The sequence below is a fragment of the Streptomyces sp. NBC_00223 genome (assembly GCF_036199905.1).
Classification (GTDB): Bacteria; Actinomycetota; Actinomycetes; order Streptomycetales; family Streptomycetaceae; genus Actinacidiphila.
Window position 1 is genome coordinate 3,199,880 of record NZ_CP108109.1, and the last position, 15,216, is coordinate 3,215,095.

Sequence of the window (15,216 nt, forward strand, 5' to 3'; positions counted from 1 at the left end):
GAATTCTGGGCCCGATCCATCGGAAATACCCCAGGAAAAAACGATAATGCGGGGCATCTCGGGCCAGACAAAAGGGGACCAAGGGAATATTACGACCATGAATTTGGCGATAAATCGCCGCACCAACCTCAGCGGCGTCTCACTTGCCCCTGGCAACTGTACAACTTTTCAACTACCCCGGGAGACACGGGTGCCCCGCCCACCCAAAGGGGTGAACGGGGCACAAACCGGAAGAACCGGAGCGGACCGTGTCAGCCGCCGGCAACCGCCGGAATGATCGACACGCTGGCGCCTTCCGGCACCGCCGTGGCAAGGCCCTCGGAAAAGCGGACGTCGTCGTCGTTGACGTACACATTCACGAAACGCCGGAGCTTTCCGGCGTCGTCGAGAACACGGGCCGAAATACCCGCGTGATTCTTCTCCAGCGACTCGATGACCTCGGCGAGCGTCGAGCCCTCGGCCGGCACTTCGGCCTGGCCGCCGGTGTAAGTACGGAGAATGGTGGGGATACGTACAGAAGCACTCATGCGAGGCCAGCCTCTCGGAACGCGTCAAGGGTCGGGCGAATGGTCGCGGTCGGTCCGGTGGTCGGCGCCACCGCGTCCAAAGTCTTCAGGCCGTCGCCCGTGTTGAGCACGACGGTCTCGGCGGCCGGGTCGAGCTGTCCGCTGTCGATGAGCTTCTTCAGCACGCCTACGGTCACCCCGCCGGCGGTCTCACCGAAGATGCCCTCCGTGCGGGCCAGCAGCTTGATCGCGTCCACGATCTGCTCGTCGTTGACGTCCTCGACCGCGCCGCCGGTCCGCCGGGTGATGTCCAGGACGTAGGGCCCGTCCGCCGGGTTGCCTATCGCCAGCGACTTCGCGATGGTGTCCGGCTTGACCGGGCGTACGACATCCTGGCCGGCCTTGAACGCCGTCGAGACCGGGGAGCAGCCCTCGGCCTGGGCGCCGTAGATCCGGTAGGGCTTCTCCTCGACCAGGCCGAGCTTGATCAGCTCCTGGAGACCCTTGTCGATCTTGGTGAGCTGGGAGCCGGAGGCGACCGGGATGACCAGGTTGTCCGGCAGCCGCCAGCCGAGCTGCTCGCAGATCTCGTACGCCAGGGTCTTGGAGCCCTCGCCGTAGTAGGGCCGCAGATTGACGTTGACGAAGCCCCAGCCCTCGCCGATCGGGTCGCCGATCAGCTCGGAGCAGAAGCGGTTCACATCGTCGTACGAGCCCTCGATGCCGACCAGGTCGCCGCCGTAGACCGCGGCCATGACGACCTTGCCGGTCTCCAGGTCGTGCGGGATGAACACGCAACTGCGCAGGCCCGCCCGGGCGGCCGCGGCGCCGACCGCGCCGGCCAGGTTGCCGGTGGAGGAGCAGGACAGCGTGGTGAGGCCGAAGGTACGGGCGGCCTCAAGGGCGATGGCGACGACCCGGTCCTTGAAGGAGTGCGTCGGGTTGCCGGAGTCGTCCTTGACGTACAGGCCGCCGGTGACGCCCAGTTCGCGGGCCAGGTGGTCGGCCTTGACGAGCTTGGTCCAGCCCGGGTTGATGTTCGGCTTGTCGGCGACGTCCGCGGGGACCGGCAGCAGCGGCGCGTAACGCCAGATGTTGGCCGGGCCCGCCTCGATCTGCTTGCGCAGCGCCTCGGGGTCGCCGAGCGGGAGGTCGTAGGCCACTTCGAGCGGCCCGAAACACTCCTGGCAGGCGAAGATCGGGCTGAGCGGGAAGCGGGTGCCGCACTCGCGGCAGGAGAGCGCCGCGGCGGGGCCGAAGGGGGTGTCCGCGGGCGCGGAGTCGGTCGCGGTGTCCGGAGTCGTGTTCTCGACGGTCTGCGCAGCCATGGTGGCGAGGCCCTTTCTCCTCATCTTCCTCGCGACGCACTTCGCCACGAGACGGAATTGGCACCTTCCCCACCGTGATGACCTCGCGGTCGGCGGGAGGGTTGCCGGGGCTTCAACGGGCCGTTCCCTCTGCCCCTCTGGATGAGCGGTATGGCACCGGACGCTTCGGTCCAGGCGTTTGTCATACGTAACGACCCCCGGCATGCGGCGGGCGTACGCGTTGTTCAAGACTGTAACCGACAGGGGTGACCCTTGAGATAGTCGTCCGTACCGCGAGATGGATCACAGCCCCGATCAGCAGGGAGAATCGTACGTGCTCGATGAGGTGGAGCGCTGGCTGGAAACCCGGTCGTGGCCGGGCACCGACCGTCCGCTCGACCTGCTGCTCGCGGCCAAGCGCGCGGCGGGTCCGCAGGGCACGGTCAGCGTGGTGCTGCCCGCGCTGGACGAGGAGGCGACGGTCGGCGAGATCGTCGCCGCGATCCGCCGCGATCTGATGTCGCCCGGGGTGCCGCTGGTCGACGAGCTGGTCGTGATCGACTCCGGGTCGCGGGACGCCACGGCCGAGGTCGCGGCGCGCGCGGGGGCCCGGGTGATCCGCCGGGACGACATCCTGCCGCGGCTGCCCGCGGCGCCGGGCAAGGGCGAGGTGCTGTGGCGTTCGCTGCTGGTGACCGGCGGGGAGATCGTCTGCTTCGTGGACGCGGACCTGCGGGAGTTCGACGCGTCGTTCGTGTCCGGGATCGTCGGGCCGCTGCTGACCGATCCCGGGGTGCAGCTGGTCAAGGCGATGTACGACCGGCCGCTGGAGACCGGCGGCGCGGTCGTGCCGGCCGGCGGCGGCCGGGTCACCGAGCTGGTCGCGCGGCCGCTGCTGAATCTGCACTGGCCGCGGCTGGCGGGTTTCGTCCAGCCGCTCGGCGGGGAGTACGCGGCGCGGCGCTCGCTGCTCGAACGGCTGCCGTTCCCTGTCGGGTACGGGGTGGAGCTGGCGATGCTGATCGACGCGTTGGGCCTGGTCGGCCTGGACGCGCTCGCCCAGGTGGACGTGGGCGTGCGGCATCACCGTCACCAGGACGGGCAGGCGCTGGGGCGGATGGCGGCGGCGATCTACCGGACGGCTCAGTCGCGGCTGAGCCGCGGGCCGCTGGTGCGGCCGCGGCTGACGCAGTTCGAGCGGGGGGAGGAGGGGTTCGTCCCCAGCACGCTTCCCGTTGACACGGTGGAGCGGGTGCCGATGGTGGAGATCCACGAATACGTCTCCCGCCGCGCGGCCTAACCCCGCCCCCCACCGGCCGGTGGATCGCGTACGACCGCAAGGGGCACCGCCCCTTCAGGGGCGCGAGGAACTGCGCGACCAGCCCACCACCGGCCCGGCGGCCAAAAAACCGACCGTACGGGGCAGCCCCCTCCAGGGGCGCGAGGAACTGCGCGAGCAACCGGCCACCGGCGGTGGCCGAAGAACCGACCGTACGGGGCAGGACCCCGTGGCCCGCTGCGGCGCCGTCGTGGCCGTTCGCGCAGTTCCCCGCGCCCCTGGGGTGGCTGAGGCCCATAGTCCAGCGGGCCACCGTCATGGCTGAGCGCGCAGTTCCTCGCGCCCCTGACGGGGCTCTCCTGCCTCGGCGGCGGAGAGACGCGCCCCAAAGGTGGCGCTGGGGGTACCCCCGGGCGGAGCCTGGGGTGGCTGGGCCCGGTGGCCCGGTGGTCCCCGGGGCCGGGGGACGTTTGAGAGGGGGCGCGCGGGGCTAGGGTTTCGGCATGGTCGGAACGCAGCCCGCTGCCCGGATTCTGGTCGCGTCCAACCGCGGCCCCGTCTCGTACGCCCTCACCGCCGAAGGCAACCTGCACAGCAAGCGCGGCGGCGGCGGCCTCGTCTCGGGCCTGAGCGCGATCGGCCCGGAGGCCGACGCCCTCTGGGTGTGCGCGGCCCTCTCCGACGGCGACCGCGAAGCGGTCCGCCGCGGCGTCGGCGAACCAGGCGCCCGCATGATCGCCATCGACCCGGACGACTTCGAAGCCGCCTACAACGGCGTCGCCAACTCCGTGCTGTGGTTCGTCCACCACATGCTCTACCAGACCCCCTTCGAACCGGCCTTCGGCGAGGAGTTCCACGCCCAGTGGGCGTCCTTCGAGACGTACAACGCCGCCTTCGCCGACGCCCTCGCGGAGGAAGCCGCGGAGGGCGCCGCCGTCCTGATCCAGGACTACCACCTCGCCCTGACCCCCGCGCTGCTCCGCGCCCGCCGCCCCGACCTGCGCATCGGCCACTTCTCGCACACCCCGTGGGCGCCCCCGGACTACTTCCGGCTGCTGCCGGACTCCGTGGCCGTACAGGTACTCGAAGGCATCCTGGGCGCGGACCGCGCCGCGTTCCTGACCCGCCGCTGGGCCGACGCCTTCGCCGCGTGCTGCGTCACCGTGCTGGGCGCGACGCTCTCCGACGACGGCCGGGCGGTCACCCACCGCGGCCGTACGACCCGGCTCGGCGTGCACGGCCTCGGCGCCGACGCGGACTTCCTGCGCGAGCGCGCCCACCGCGACGACGTGGCCGAGCGGATGACCGCGCTGCGGGCCGAGACGGGGCCGGGCCGCAAGCTGATCGTCCGGGTGGACCGTACCGAGCTGTCCAAGAACATCGTCCGCGGCCTGCTGGCGTACCGGCAGCTGCTGCGCGACCACCCGGGGTGGCGCGAGCGCGTCGTGCACGTCGCCTTCTCGTACCCCTCCCGACAGGACCTCGCCTCCTACCGCGCCTACACCGCCGAGGTGGCCCGCGTCGCCGAGGAGATCAACGAGGAGTTCGGCACCGAGGGCTGGCTGCCCGTCCTGCTCAAGGTCGACGACGACTTCGCCCGCTCGCTGGCCGCCTACCGGCTGGCCGACGTCGCGCTCGTCAACCCGATCCGCGACGGTATGAACCTGGTCGCCAAGGAGGTCCCCGTCCTCTCCGACAACGGCGTGGCCCTCGTGCTGTCCCGCGAGGCCGGCGCGTACGAGGAGATGGCCGAGGACTCGATCACGGTCAATCCGTACGACATCCGCGAGACGGCCGCGGCCCTCAACACCGCGCTCACCCTCCCCGAGGCCGAGCGCGCCGACCGCACCAAACGCCTGGCGGCGGCCGCCACCGCGCTCCCCCCGACCCGCTGGTTCCTCGACCAGCTGAACGCGCTGGGCGGCTGACCCGCCCCCGGCCCCGCGCGGTCACCCGCGCGGGGTGGGCCGGTCCTTCGCCGGGGGCGTGCGCGGCGAGCCGTTCCGGCCACGGCCGCCGCCGCTCCCGGCTCACCACCCGCGTCACCCCACTCCCGTGAAATTCCGTCACTTCGACTCCACCACAGGGGTATGACATTGACCCGACACTCCGGCACCCTGCGTACTGTGTGAGTGACGTTCCGTACGTCGGGCTGTCCGTGCGCCAACCCGACGCCTTGGACCAGGAGTTGTGATGCCCGCCCCCGCGCCCGAACCCGTACCGGCCGCCCCCGTCGCCACGACCGCCGTGCCCGTCTCCGCGCTCGAACGCCTCACCGGTGACCCCGAGGCGTTCGGCCGGGCGTGGCCCGAGGAGCCCGTGGTGTACGCGCGCCGCCCCGCGGAGCTGGCCGCGCTGCTCGACGCGGCCGCGGTACGGCGGATCGCCGCGGAACCGGCGCTGCGGCCGGTCGCGATGGGCATGGTCAGGGAGGGCGTCATCGACCCCCGGCGGCCGGACCCGGACGACCCGACGAGCACCCTCGTCCTGCACGGACTCCACCTGACGTGGCCGCCGTTGACCGCCTTCTGCGACCGACTCGCCGCCCAGCTCGGCCATCCGGTGACCGCGAACGCGTACCGCACCCCGCGTCGGGCGCGCGGTCACGGGCCGCACCGCGACACCCATCACCTCTTCTTCGCGCAGACGCACGGCGCGAAGGTGTGGCGGCTGAGCGGGCCGTTACGCGCGGATCCACCGGGCGGCGACCCCTGGACGGTGGTCGGCCGTACGTCCCAACGGCTCTCGCGGGCCGCCGACATGCCGGACCTGGAGGTCGAACTGACCGCGGGGAACGTGCTGTTCGTGCCGCGGGGCTGGGCGCACCACGGGTACACCGGGAGCCGCAGCTCGCTGCACATCACCTTCGGCGTGCAGGCGCCGACCCGGTTCCGGCTGGTGCAGCAGCTGCTCAGGCACGCCATGGCCGACCCCCGGCTGCGGGCCGCCCTCCCGCCGGGACCGGCCGGCGCCGGCCCCGACGCCCTCGCCGCCCAGGGGCCCGGCCGGTGAGCGACGCCGTCGGGCCGGCGCCCGAACCGCAGCCGGGGCCCCGGCCCGAGCGCGAGGCCCAGCCCCCGTCGCCGCCCGCGCAACGCGGCCGGCACCGCCGCCCCTGCACCTTCTGCCGGGTCCACCCGGCCGACCTCCGCGACCACGAGACCGGTCTCGTGTGGTGCCTGGGCTGCGCGGTCGAACTCGTCCACGCGGGCGACCCCGTCACCGACTACGTCGAGTTCGACGAGGGCGACCGTTACGCCGATCTGCTGAACCGGCACGGCCGCGGCCTCTACACGACCGTCAACCGGCGCGGCCCGGCCACGTGATGTCCGCCGACGGGGCTACTCCAGCGCGTCGGCGAGCGCGTTGAGCACGTCGACCACACCGTCCGGGCCGGGGACCACGAGGTCGGCCTGCTCGGTGAGTTCGTCCGGCGACTCCGTGGTGCCCGCGCTGGCGATCAGCAGCCCGGGGTGTCCCTCCTCGCGGCGGCCGCGCACCGCGGAGAAGGCCGCGAGGTCGCCGAGGTCGTCGCCGCAGTAGAGGACGGACGCGGCGTCGGTCTCCCGCAGGTACGCGGCCAGCGCGACGCCCTTGTCCATGCCGGGCGGCCGCAACTCCAGTACGTAGCGACCGGGTTCGACCATCAGCTCGTGGCGTTCCGCGAGTTCGGTCAGCGGCGCTCTGAGGGCGGCGAAGGCGGCGTCCGGGTCCTCGGTACGGCGGGTGTGGACGGCGACCGCGCGGCCGCCCTTGTCCTCGATCCAGGTACCGCGCCAGGCGCCGATCCGGTCGAGGAAGCCGGGGAGTTCGGCGCGGACGGCGGTGACGCCGGGGTGGGAGCCGGGGGTGTGGACCTCGCCGGTGTGGGCGTCCCAGCGTTCGGCGCCGTAGTGGCCGAGGACGACGAGGTGGTCGAGGCCGGGGACGCCCGCGAAGCCGCCGTAGCGTACGGCGACGCCGGCCGGGCGTCCGGTGACGACCACGATCGAGGCGAGGTGGGGGGCGAGGCGGGCCAGGGCGGGTACGGCGCCGGGATGAGCGCGGGCCTGGTCGGGGTCGGGGACGATGGGGGCGAGGGTGCCGTCGAAGTCGAGGGCGACCACAGCGCGGTCGGGCTGCGCGAGCAGGGCGGCGAGGCCCTTTGCTCCCTCGGGGGTGTGGGGAGCGAGGATGTCGGCGAGAGCCATACGTCGAGATTACCTTTGCGCTGCGCTTCGCCGCCCCCCGCGCTGCGCGCGCCGCCCGCCGCCCAGCCCCCTCCGGCCGGTTCCCCGCCCACCGGCCGGTACGGGGCTTGTCGCGCAGTTCCTCCCCCAGGCTCCGCCCGGGGGTACCCCCAGCGCCCCTGAAAGGCACTGCCCCTTGCGGCCGGTTCTTCCGCCACCGGCCGGTACGGGGCTTGTCGCGCAGTTCCTCGCGCCCCCAAACAGGCACTGCCCCATCCGGTCAGTTCCTCCACCGCCGGCCGGTGGCCGGTTGCTCGCGCAGTTCCCCGCGCCCCTAACGGGGCCCTCCACCTCGGCGGCGCGGACAGCAACGAAGAAACGTGCCCCGAAGGGGCGCGAGGAACTGCGCGACCAGCCACGACGGCGGCAAAGGGGAACGACGGGGGCGACCACCCCAAGGTGGCGCTGGGGTACCCCCGGGCGGAGCCTGGGGGCGGAACTGCACGACAAGCCACGACGGCGGTGGCCCCCGAGGTCCGAGAAGAAGAAGAGCCTTAGCGGTCCGTGGCGCGGCGGGCGCGGGACGCGCGGAGGCGGTTGACGGTCACCGGGGCGTAACGCAACGCGCTCTCCTCGTCGAGCAACGCGTTCAGCAATTGGAAGTACGCCGTCGGCGACATCCCCAGCCGCTCCCGAATCGCCCGCTCCCGGGGCCCGGGCCCGCTCCACGTCCGCCCGGCGATGTCCAGCACCGCCCGATCCCGCTCGGAGAGCCCCCGCTCGGAGAGCCCGCGCCCGGAAGACTCCTCTTCCGTCACGCCCACCCTCCGATCCTCAGAGCCTCACTGCTTGGCGCCGCTGTCCGCGTCCTGCGCCTCCGCGTAAATCTGCAGATCCGACAGTACCGACTTCGGATCGCCATGCACCGCCGTCCCGATGACCTTCTTCACCCGGTCGCTCACCGGCCCCCACGACGTCTTGCTGACCGGGTAGAAGATCGCCTCGGGCAGCAGGTCGAGGAACTTGACCAGGTCCTTGTCCTTGGGATTCTTCCGCATGGCCTGCGACGCGCTGGTGGTCACCGGCAGCAGTCCGTACTGGTCGAGGAACTTGACCAGGTTCTGCTGCTGGTAGACGTACTGGAGGAACTTGCCGTCCGCCTCGACATTGCCGTTCTGCTTGAAGGCCATCACCCAGTCGGCGACACCGAGCGTGTTCGTGTCGGCGCCGGTCTCGCCGGGCAGTTGGGCCACACCCACGTTGATGCCCGCCTTCTTCGCCTGCGCGAGCAGCGTCGGGTGGCCGTTGATCATGGCCGCCTTGCCCGCGAGGAAGTCGGCGAAGACCTGCTTGCGGTCGGTCTTGGCCGGGTCCTTGGGACCGACCAGACCGGCGTCCACCAGGTTCTTCTTGACCCAGGCGAAGGCGTCCACATTGGGCGCGGAGTCGAAGGTGTAGCTGCCGACGGTGTCGGTGTAGTTGCCGCCCGAGCCCAGCATCCACATCAGCGACTCGGCCTGCGCCTCCTCGGGACCCAGCGGCAGCCCGTACGGCTCCTTGACGCCGGTGTCCTTGAGGAGCTTCGCGTCCGCGGCGAGGTCGTCCCAGGTCTCGGGGGCCTTGGTGATGCCGGCGTTGGCGAAGAGCTTCTTGTTGTAGAAGAACAGCCGGGAGCTGGAGACCCACGGAATGCCGTACTGGGTGTGGTCGACCGAACCGGCGTCGGCGAGCGAGGGGATGAAGTCGGCCTGCTGACTGACCGTGAAGAGCTCGTCGGCGGTGTAGAGCTGGTCCTGGGCGGCGTAGGCGGCGTAGGAGCCGATCTGCGCGATGTCGGGGGCCTTGCCCGCCTTGACCAGCTCGGCGACCTTGTCGTCCACGTGCGTCCAGTCGACGACCTCGACGTTCACCTTGATGCGCGGGTTGTCTTTCTGGAAGCTCCGCACGATGTCGTTCCAGTACTCGGTGGAGCTGTTGCCCGTCTTCGGGTCGCCGTAGTCCGCCGCGATCAGGTGCAGGGTGACGTTCTTGCTGAGCGGGGAGCTGCTGCCGCAGGCACTGAGCGTGGTCAACGCCATCACGGAGGTGAGCCCGGCCGCCGCCAGGCCCAGAAGTCGTCGCCGCTGCACTGTTCCTACCGCCCTTTGAAGTACTGCCCTGCCGACTGCCGGCCGACCGCCCGCGCCACTGTGGAAGCGCCGAGTCTTGCCCATACCTTGGGCCAAGGTCTACACCATGAGTGATATCTCTTCAGAGGCGGGTCCCCTTCCCACGTGGAGCTTTGCGCGGCCCGGCCGGCCGGGTCGCGCCTCGTTCACTGCTTGAATTCGATCACCCGGTGAAGTGGACTAGACCTTTAAGGGGTTTAACCGCGACACTGTCCCCGTGAGACATGTCATCGCCCTCGATGTGGGCGGCACCGGGATGAAGGCCGCCCTGGTCGCGGAGGACGGCACGCTGCTGCACCAGGCGCGCCGCCCCACCGGCCGGGACCGCGGTCCCGACGCCGTGATCGCCGCCATCCTCGACTTCGCCGCCGAGCTGCGCGACCACGGCCTGGGCGCGTACGGCGAGCCCGCCTGCGCTGCGGGCCTGGCCGTGCCCGGCATCGTCGACGACGTGCGCGGCATCGCCGTGTACGCCGCCAACCTCGGCTGGCGGGACGTCCCGCTGCGGGCGCTGCTGTCCGAGCGGCTGGGCGGTGTGCCGGTCGCGCTCGGGCACGACGTACGGGCCGGCGGGCTGGCCGAGGGCCGGATCGGCGCGGGCAACGGCGCCGACCGCTTCCTCTTCCTGCCGCTGGGCACCGGCATCGCGGGCGCCATCGGCATCGACGGCCGGATCGAGGCGGGCGCGCACGGGTACGCGGGGGAGATCGGGCACATCGTGGTCCGGCCCGGCGGCCCGAAGTGCGGCTGCGGGCAGTACGGCTGTCTGGAGACGCTGGCCTCGGCCGGGGCGGTCTCCCGCGCCTGGGCGGCGGCCAGCGGCGACCCGGAGGCGGACGCGGCGGCCTGCGCGCTGGCCGTCGAGGCGGGCGACCCGGAGGCGATCGAGGTGTGGCGCGAGGCCATCGACGCGCTCGCCGACGGCCTGGTGACCGGTCTCACCCTGCTCGACCCCAGGGTCCTGATCATCGGCGGCGGCCTGGCCGAAGCCGGGGACACCCTCTTCGGCCCGCTGCGGGCGGCCGTCGAGGCACGCATCACGTTCCAGAAGCTCCCCCTCATCGTCCCCGCCGCTCTGGGGGACACCGCCGGCTGCCTGGGCGCGGGTCTGCTCGCCTGGGACCTGATCTCCGTGGAGGTATCGGCCTGATGGCCCCCGTAACGACAACGCAGCGCACGGTGCTGGCGGGTGCCCGTGTGGTCCTGCCGTCAGGAGTGGTGGAAGGCGGCCGGCTGACCGTCGAGGGCACCCGGATCGCGGCGAACGAGCAGGCCGAGCAGGCCACGCTCGACCTCGCCGGACAGGGCCTGACGATCGTCCCCGGCTTCGTCGACCTGCACAACCACGGCGGCGGCGGCGCGTCCTTCACCTCCGGCACCGCCGAGGACATCCTCACCGGCGTGCGCACCCACCGCGAGCACGGCACGACCACGCTCGTGGCGTCCACCGTCACCGAGAACCTGGAGACGCTGGCCGGCCGGGCCGCGCTGCTCTCCGAACTGGTCGAGCAGGGCGACCTCGCGGGCATCCACTTCGAGGGCCCGTTCATCTCGCCGTGCCGCAAGGGCGCGCACGACGAGGGCCTGCTGCGGCACCCCGACCCGGTGGACGTGCGCAAGCTGGTCGAAGCCGCGCGCGGCGCCGCGAAGATGCTCACCCTGGCCGCAGAACTCCCCGGCGGCATCGAGTCGGTACGGCTGCTGGCCGACCTCGGCGTGATCGCCGCGATCGGCCACACCGACGCCACCTACGAGCAGACCCGGCAGGCCATCGATGCGGGCGCGACCGTGGCCACCCACCTGTTCAACGCGATGCCGCCGCTCCAGCACCGCACACCGGGCCCGATCGCGGCGCTGCTGGAGGACGAGCGGGTCACCGTCGAGCTGATCAACGACGGCACGCATCTGCACCCGTCGATCCTGGAGCTGGCCTTCGACAGCGCGGGCGCGGACCGGGTCGCCTTCATCACCGACGCGATGGACGCGGCCGGCTTCGGCGACGGCATGTACGACCTCGGGCCGATGAAGGTCGAGGTGCTGGAGGGCGTCGCCCGGCTGGTGGAGGGCGGCTCCATCGCCGGCTCCACGCTCACCCTGGACACCGCGTTCCAGCGGGCCGTGACCCTCGACGGGCTCTCGCTCACCGACACCGTACGGGCCATCTCGACCAACCCGGCCCGGCTGCTCGGCCTGGACGACCGGATCGGCACCCTGGAGCCCGGCAAGGACGCCGACCTGGTGGTCCTGGACGAGGGGTACGACCTGGTCGGCGTCATGCGCAAGGGCGAGTGGGTGGTCCGGCCCGCCTGATCCGGCCCGGACCCCGGCGGGCGCTCGGCGACTCCCGACGACTCCCAACCCGCGGCCTTTTCCGGCGATTCATAGCGAAATCAGACGATCGTACGACCAAGGGCCGCGAAATGGCGGCCGGTCCGCTCTGGGCTGGCCGCCGTTGATTTGCCATCATCATCAGGTGATCATCACCGTCACGCTGAACGCCGCGCTGGACGTGACCTACCGGGTCCCGGCCCTGCGCCCGCACACCACTCACCGGGTGCTCGACACCGCGGAACGACCCGGCGGCAAGGGACTCAACGTCGCCCGGGTGCTGGCCGCGCTCGGACACCGTACGACCGTCACCGGTTTCGCCGGCGGCCCGGCGGGCGACGAGCTGCGCCGAGGGCTGGCCGCCGACCCGTACGCCGAGCGGCTGACCGACGCGCTGGTCCAGGTCGCGGGCACCACCCGCCGTACGGTCGGCGTGGTGGACACCGCGTCCGGGGACACCACGATGTTCAACGAGCCCGGGCCGACCGTCAGCCCCGCCGAGTGGGCCGACTTCGTCGACGTCTACCGGGAGCTGCTGACCGCGGGGGACGTGGCGGCGGTCGCGCTGTGCGGCAGCCTCCCGCCGGGGGTGCCGGTCGGCGCCTACGCCGAACTCGTCCGCGAGGCGCGGGCGAGCGGGGTCTTCGTCCTGCTGGACACCGCGGGCGAGCCGCTGCGCCGGGGGCTGGCCGCGCGGCCCGATCTGATCAAGCCGAACGCGGACGAGCTGGCCGGGCTCACCGGCTTCTCCGAGCCGGACCGGGCCGCGCGCGACGCCCGGCGCCGCGGGGCGCGGGCGGTCGCCGCCTCACTCGGCCCCGACGGCATGCTCGCGGTCACCGAGGAGGGCGACTGGCGGGCGCTGCCGCCGGGCCGGCTGTCCGGCAATCCGACCGGCGCGGGCGACTCCGCGGTGGCCGGGCTGCTCTCGGCGCTCGCCGAGGGCCTGCCCTGGCCGCAGCGGCTGGCCCGGGCGGTCGCGCTGTCAGCGGCGACGGTGGTCGCGCCGGCCGCCGGGGAGTACGACGCGGCGGCGTACGAGGAGCTGCTGCCGAAGGTGGCCGTCGCGCCCGTCGCGTGAGCGGCCCGACGCGGGAGCGGCCCGACGCGGGAGCGGCCCACCGGGCAGGCGCCCCCGCCGAGCCGCCGCCCGCCGCTACTTCGTGACCTGGCCCTCCTTGAGCCACACCTGGTCCAGGTTGACCCCGCACTGGTTGCCGTCGCCGCAGCTCAGCGCGAGCGTGTTGGCGCCCTTCTTCAGGTCCACCCAGGCGAAGGTGGTGTTGTTCCACGCCTTCGCCCAGTCGGTGTAGCTGCCGTAGTTCTTGAGGTTGACGGGGTTCGAGCGGGGGGTGCCGTTGACGCCGAGGGTCAGCGTCGCGTCCGGGCCCGCGTTGCCGTAGTTGATGAAGAACGTGTACGAGTCGTCCTTCGGCACGGTGACCGTCCAGGTCGCGGAGGCGCCGACCTGGGCCATGTGGTCGACGTAGACGCCGCCGGCCGCGTTCGCGCCCGAGTGCTCGGTGCTCTGCTGGGCGCCGCCGGCCAGCACCAGGGTGGACGCGTCGACCTTCTTGGAGTCGAAGGGCTTCGGCGGCTCCTGCGTGGTCGGCTCGGTGCTGGGCGCGGTGCTGGTGGCCGGCGCGGTGGTCTGCTGGTCGGTCGCCTGCTTCTTGCCGCCGCCCGAGCCGTTGGTCATCGCGAAGGCGATGCCGATGGCCACGGCGGCGACCACGGCGACCGCCGCGATCAGCAGGCCCTTGCGGTTCGGGGAGCCGGGCCCGTCGTCGTAGCCCTGCCCGCCGCCGCGGCGGCCGCCGGGGGGCTGCTGCTCGTACGGGGGCCGGTCCTGGCCGCCGGGGCCCTGACCGGGGCCCTGGCCGTACGGCGGCTGCTGGGCGTACTGCTGCCGGCCGTATCCGGGCGGGCCGCCGTACGGCTGACCCGGGACCTGGCCGGGAGCCTGGCCCTGGCCCTGGTCGTAGCCGCCGGGCTGCTGGGGCTGCTGCGGCGGGTAGCCGTAACCGCCCGGCTGCTGGGGCGGGTAGCCGTAACCGCCGGGCTGCTGCGGCGGCGGGGTGCGGCGCTCACCGACCCGCTGCACCGAGTTGTAGGACGTACGCGGCATGCCCGGGCCCGGCTGACCCTCGGCGGGGTCAGGCTGCTCGCCGCCCTCGGACCGGTAGAGATACGCGAACGGGTCGTCGTTCTCCGGGGTGCCGTCGTTTCCGGCAGTCATCCGCTGTCCACTCCCTTGTGCTGTGGTATGCCGAAACCCTACCGGCCCCGGAAGACACACCGCCCTAGTCGTTCGACGCAGGACCAGGTCAGGAAGGTTCCCTGTGACCAGTCCCACGGACATTGTCACGTACCGTTAACGCCGTGGACGACGAGTGGCTGCCGTGGTGTGCGGCGATGGACCGCGCGCTGTACGGACCGGCCGGTTTCTTCGTACGGGAACGGCCCGCGGCGCACTTCCGCACGTCCGTGCACGCCTCGGCCCGGTACGCGGGGGCGGTCGCCGAGCTGCTGCTGCGGGTCGACACGGCGCTCGGGCGGCCGGACCCGCTGGCCTTCGTGGACATGGGCGCGGGCCGCGGTGAGCTGGCGCTCGGCGTGCTCGCCGCGCTGCCGGCCGGGGTCGCCGGGCGGGTCCGGGCGCACGCGGTGGAGCGGGCGGCCCGGCCGCCGGGGCTCGATCCGCGGATCGGCTGGTCGGCGGAGCCGCCCGCGGGGGTGCGGGGGCTGCTCTTCGCCAACGAATGGCTCGACAACGTGCCGCTGCCGGTGGCCGCGCCCGGTCCCGGGGGCCGTCCGCACTACGTCCTGGTCCGGGCCCGCGACGGCGCGGAGCGGCTGGGCGGGCCGGTGAGCGCGCGGGACGCGGGGTGGCTGGCGCGCTGGTGGCCCTGGCCGGCGGCGGCTCCCGAGGAGGGCGCGGCGTTCCGGGCCGAGATCGGGCGGCCCCGGGAGGCCGCCTGGGCCGACGCGGTGGCCACGCTGGACGCGGGGCTGGCCGTCGCCGTCGACTACGCCCACACCCTTGCCGCCCGGCCGCCGTACGGCACGCTCACCGGCTACCGCGACGGCCGCCAGGTCCCGCCGGTGCCGGACGGCGGCTGCGATCTGACCGCGCATGTCGCGGTGGACGCGCTGCCGGGCACCGTACGCACCCAGCGGGAGGCCCTGCGCGCCCTCGGGGTCTCCGGCGGCCGCCCCCCGCTCGCCCTGGCCTCGACGGACCCCGCCGCCTACGTACGCGCCCTGTCCACCGCGGGCGAGGCGGCCGAACTCACCGCCCCGGGCGGCCTCGGCGACTTCACCTGGCTCACCACCCCCGCCTCCCCGGACTGCGCCGCCCTCCTCACCCCCTGACCGCTCCCGAGTACGGCACCGGCGGGCCGCCGCGGACGGTGTGGACCGGCGCGAAGGGCGGGCGCTCCGGCTGAGACAATGAGC

The 15,216-nt window shown here is 72.9% G+C and carries 14 protein-coding genes and 1 riboswitch; of the genes, 8 read left to right on the forward strand and 6 right to left on the reverse strand.

Annotated elements, in window-relative coordinates:
* Nucleotides 1-251 precede the first annotated feature (251 nt).
* Both OHA30_RS13355 and thrC read right to left on the reverse strand, forming a co-directional pair.
* Nucleotides 252-527: a MoaD/ThiS family protein gene (locus tag OHA30_RS13355; protein ID WP_328914047.1), complete on the reverse strand. Its 276-nt coding sequence runs from the start codon at nucleotides 525-527 to the stop codon at nucleotides 252-254.
* Nucleotides 524-1,834 (reverse strand): threonine synthase, encoded by a 1,311-nt coding sequence (thrC, locus tag OHA30_RS13360; RefSeq protein WP_328914048.1) that lies wholly within the window; start codon nucleotides 1,832-1,834, stop codon nucleotides 524-526. Before thrC ends, OHA30_RS13355 begins: the two co-directional genes overlap by 4 nt.
* Before the next feature lie 17 nt (nucleotides 1,835-1,851).
* A riboswitch (SAM riboswitch) is annotated at nucleotides 1,852-1,982 on the reverse strand.
* A gap of 165 nt (nucleotides 1,983-2,147) precedes the next feature.
* Between thrC and OHA30_RS13365 the strand changes: the two genes are divergently transcribed.
* From OHA30_RS13365 to OHA30_RS13380, 4 genes are all read left to right on the forward strand, one after another.
* Nucleotides 2,148-3,113, forward strand: a complete 966-nt coding sequence (locus OHA30_RS13365; protein WP_328914049.1) for a glucosyl-3-phosphoglycerate synthase — start codon at nucleotides 2,148-2,150, stop codon at nucleotides 3,111-3,113.
* A gap of 482 nt (nucleotides 3,114-3,595) precedes the next feature.
* On the forward strand, nucleotides 3,596-5,020 hold the full coding sequence (locus tag OHA30_RS13370) for an alpha,alpha-trehalose-phosphate synthase (UDP-forming) (RefSeq protein ID WP_328914050.1): 1,425 nt from the start codon (nucleotides 3,596-3,598) through the stop codon (nucleotides 5,018-5,020).
* A gap of 265 nt (nucleotides 5,021-5,285) precedes the next feature.
* The gene (locus OHA30_RS13375; protein ID WP_328914051.1) at nucleotides 5,286-6,104 is read left to right on the forward strand and encodes a JmjC domain-containing protein; all 819 of its coding nucleotides are present in this window, start codon (nucleotides 5,286-5,288) and stop codon (nucleotides 6,102-6,104) included.
* Complete coding sequence (locus OHA30_RS13380; RefSeq protein WP_328914052.1) at nucleotides 6,101-6,418, forward strand: hypothetical protein; 318 nt, start codon at nucleotides 6,101-6,103, stop codon at nucleotides 6,416-6,418. Before OHA30_RS13375 ends, OHA30_RS13380 begins: the two co-directional genes overlap by 4 nt.
* A 15-nt stretch (nucleotides 6,419-6,433) precedes the next feature.
* Here the strand turns inward: OHA30_RS13380 and otsB are convergent, their stop codons facing one another.
* The 3 genes from otsB to OHA30_RS13395 form a co-directional block, all read right to left on the reverse strand.
* On the reverse strand, nucleotides 6,434-7,282 hold the full coding sequence (gene otsB, locus OHA30_RS13385; RefSeq protein ID WP_328914053.1) for a trehalose-phosphatase: 849 nt from the start codon (nucleotides 7,280-7,282) through the stop codon (nucleotides 6,434-6,436).
* Between the two features lie 533 nt (nucleotides 7,283-7,815).
* Nucleotides 7,816-8,085 carry a DUF3263 domain-containing protein gene (locus OHA30_RS13390; protein ID WP_328914054.1) on the reverse strand — a complete coding sequence of 90 codons (270 nt, stop codon included), beginning with the start codon at nucleotides 8,083-8,085 and terminating at the stop codon, nucleotides 7,816-7,818.
* An 18-nt stretch (nucleotides 8,086-8,103) separates the two neighbouring features.
* Complete coding sequence (locus OHA30_RS13395) at nucleotides 8,104-9,390, reverse strand: extracellular solute-binding protein (protein ID WP_328914055.1); 1,287 nt, start codon at nucleotides 9,388-9,390, stop codon at nucleotides 8,104-8,106.
* A gap of 256 nt (nucleotides 9,391-9,646) precedes the next feature.
* Here OHA30_RS13395 and OHA30_RS13400 point away from each other — a divergent pair, with 256 nt between their 5' ends.
* The 3 genes from OHA30_RS13400 to OHA30_RS13410 all read left to right on the forward strand — a co-directional run bounded on the left by OHA30_RS13400 (nucleotide 9,647) and on the right by OHA30_RS13410 (nucleotide 12,838).
* The gene (locus tag OHA30_RS13400; protein WP_328914056.1) at nucleotides 9,647-10,579 is read left to right on the forward strand and encodes an ROK family protein; all 933 of its coding nucleotides are present in this window, start codon (nucleotides 9,647-9,649) and stop codon (nucleotides 10,577-10,579) included.
* A complete protein-coding gene (nagA, locus tag OHA30_RS13405; RefSeq protein WP_328914057.1) occupies nucleotides 10,579-11,739 on the forward strand; it encodes an N-acetylglucosamine-6-phosphate deacetylase in 1,161 nt (386 codons plus the stop codon). Before OHA30_RS13400 ends, nagA begins: the two co-directional genes overlap by 1 nt.
* Nucleotides 11,740-11,902: 163 nt before the next feature.
* Nucleotides 11,903-12,838, forward strand: a complete 936-nt coding sequence (locus tag OHA30_RS13410; RefSeq protein WP_328914058.1) for a 1-phosphofructokinase family hexose kinase — start codon at nucleotides 11,903-11,905, stop codon at nucleotides 12,836-12,838.
* A 75-nt stretch (nucleotides 12,839-12,913) separates the two neighbouring features.
* On the opposite strand, the gene OHA30_RS13415 is transcribed toward OHA30_RS13410, so the two are convergent.
* Nucleotides 12,914-13,996 (reverse strand): hypothetical protein, encoded by a 1,083-nt coding sequence (locus tag OHA30_RS13415; RefSeq protein ID WP_328914059.1) that lies wholly within the window; start codon nucleotides 13,994-13,996, stop codon nucleotides 12,914-12,916.
* 176 nt (nucleotides 13,997-14,172) lie between these two features.
* Here OHA30_RS13415 and OHA30_RS13420 point away from each other — a divergent pair, with 176 nt between their 5' ends.
* Nucleotides 14,173-15,132, forward strand: coding sequence for an SAM-dependent methyltransferase (locus OHA30_RS13420; RefSeq protein WP_328917854.1), 960 nt, complete (start codon nucleotides 14,173-14,175; stop codon nucleotides 15,130-15,132).
* Nucleotides 15,133-15,216: the final 84 nt, after the last annotated feature.

Bases quoted from the DNA above. Each gene is read 5' to 3' on its own strand.
- OHA30_RS13355 (WP_328914047.1), bottom strand. From the start codon at position 527: ATGAGTGCTTCTGTACGTATCCCCACCATTCTCCGTACTTACACCGGC.
- thrC (WP_328914048.1), bottom strand. From the start codon at position 1,834: ATGGCTGCGCAGACCGTCGAGAACACGACTCCGGACACCGCGACCGAC.
- OHA30_RS13370 (WP_328914050.1), top strand. From the start codon at position 3,596: ATGGTCGGAACGCAGCCCGCTGCCCGGATTCTGGTCGCGTCCAACCGC.
- OHA30_RS13375 (WP_328914051.1), top strand. From the start codon at position 5,286: ATGCCCGCCCCCGCGCCCGAACCCGTACCGGCCGCCCCCGTCGCCACG.
- otsB (WP_328914053.1), bottom strand. From the start codon at position 7,282: ATGGCTCTCGCCGACATCCTCGCTCCCCACACCCCCGAGGGAGCAAAG.
- nagA (WP_328914057.1), top strand. From the start codon at position 10,579: ATGGCCCCCGTAACGACAACGCAGCGCACGGTGCTGGCGGGTGCCCGT.
- OHA30_RS13415 (WP_328914059.1), bottom strand. From the start codon at position 13,996: ATGACTGCCGGAAACGACGGCACCCCGGAGAACGACGACCCGTTCGCG.
- OHA30_RS13420 (WP_328917854.1), top strand. From the start codon at position 14,173: ATGGACCGCGCGCTGTACGGACCGGCCGGTTTCTTCGTACGGGAACGG.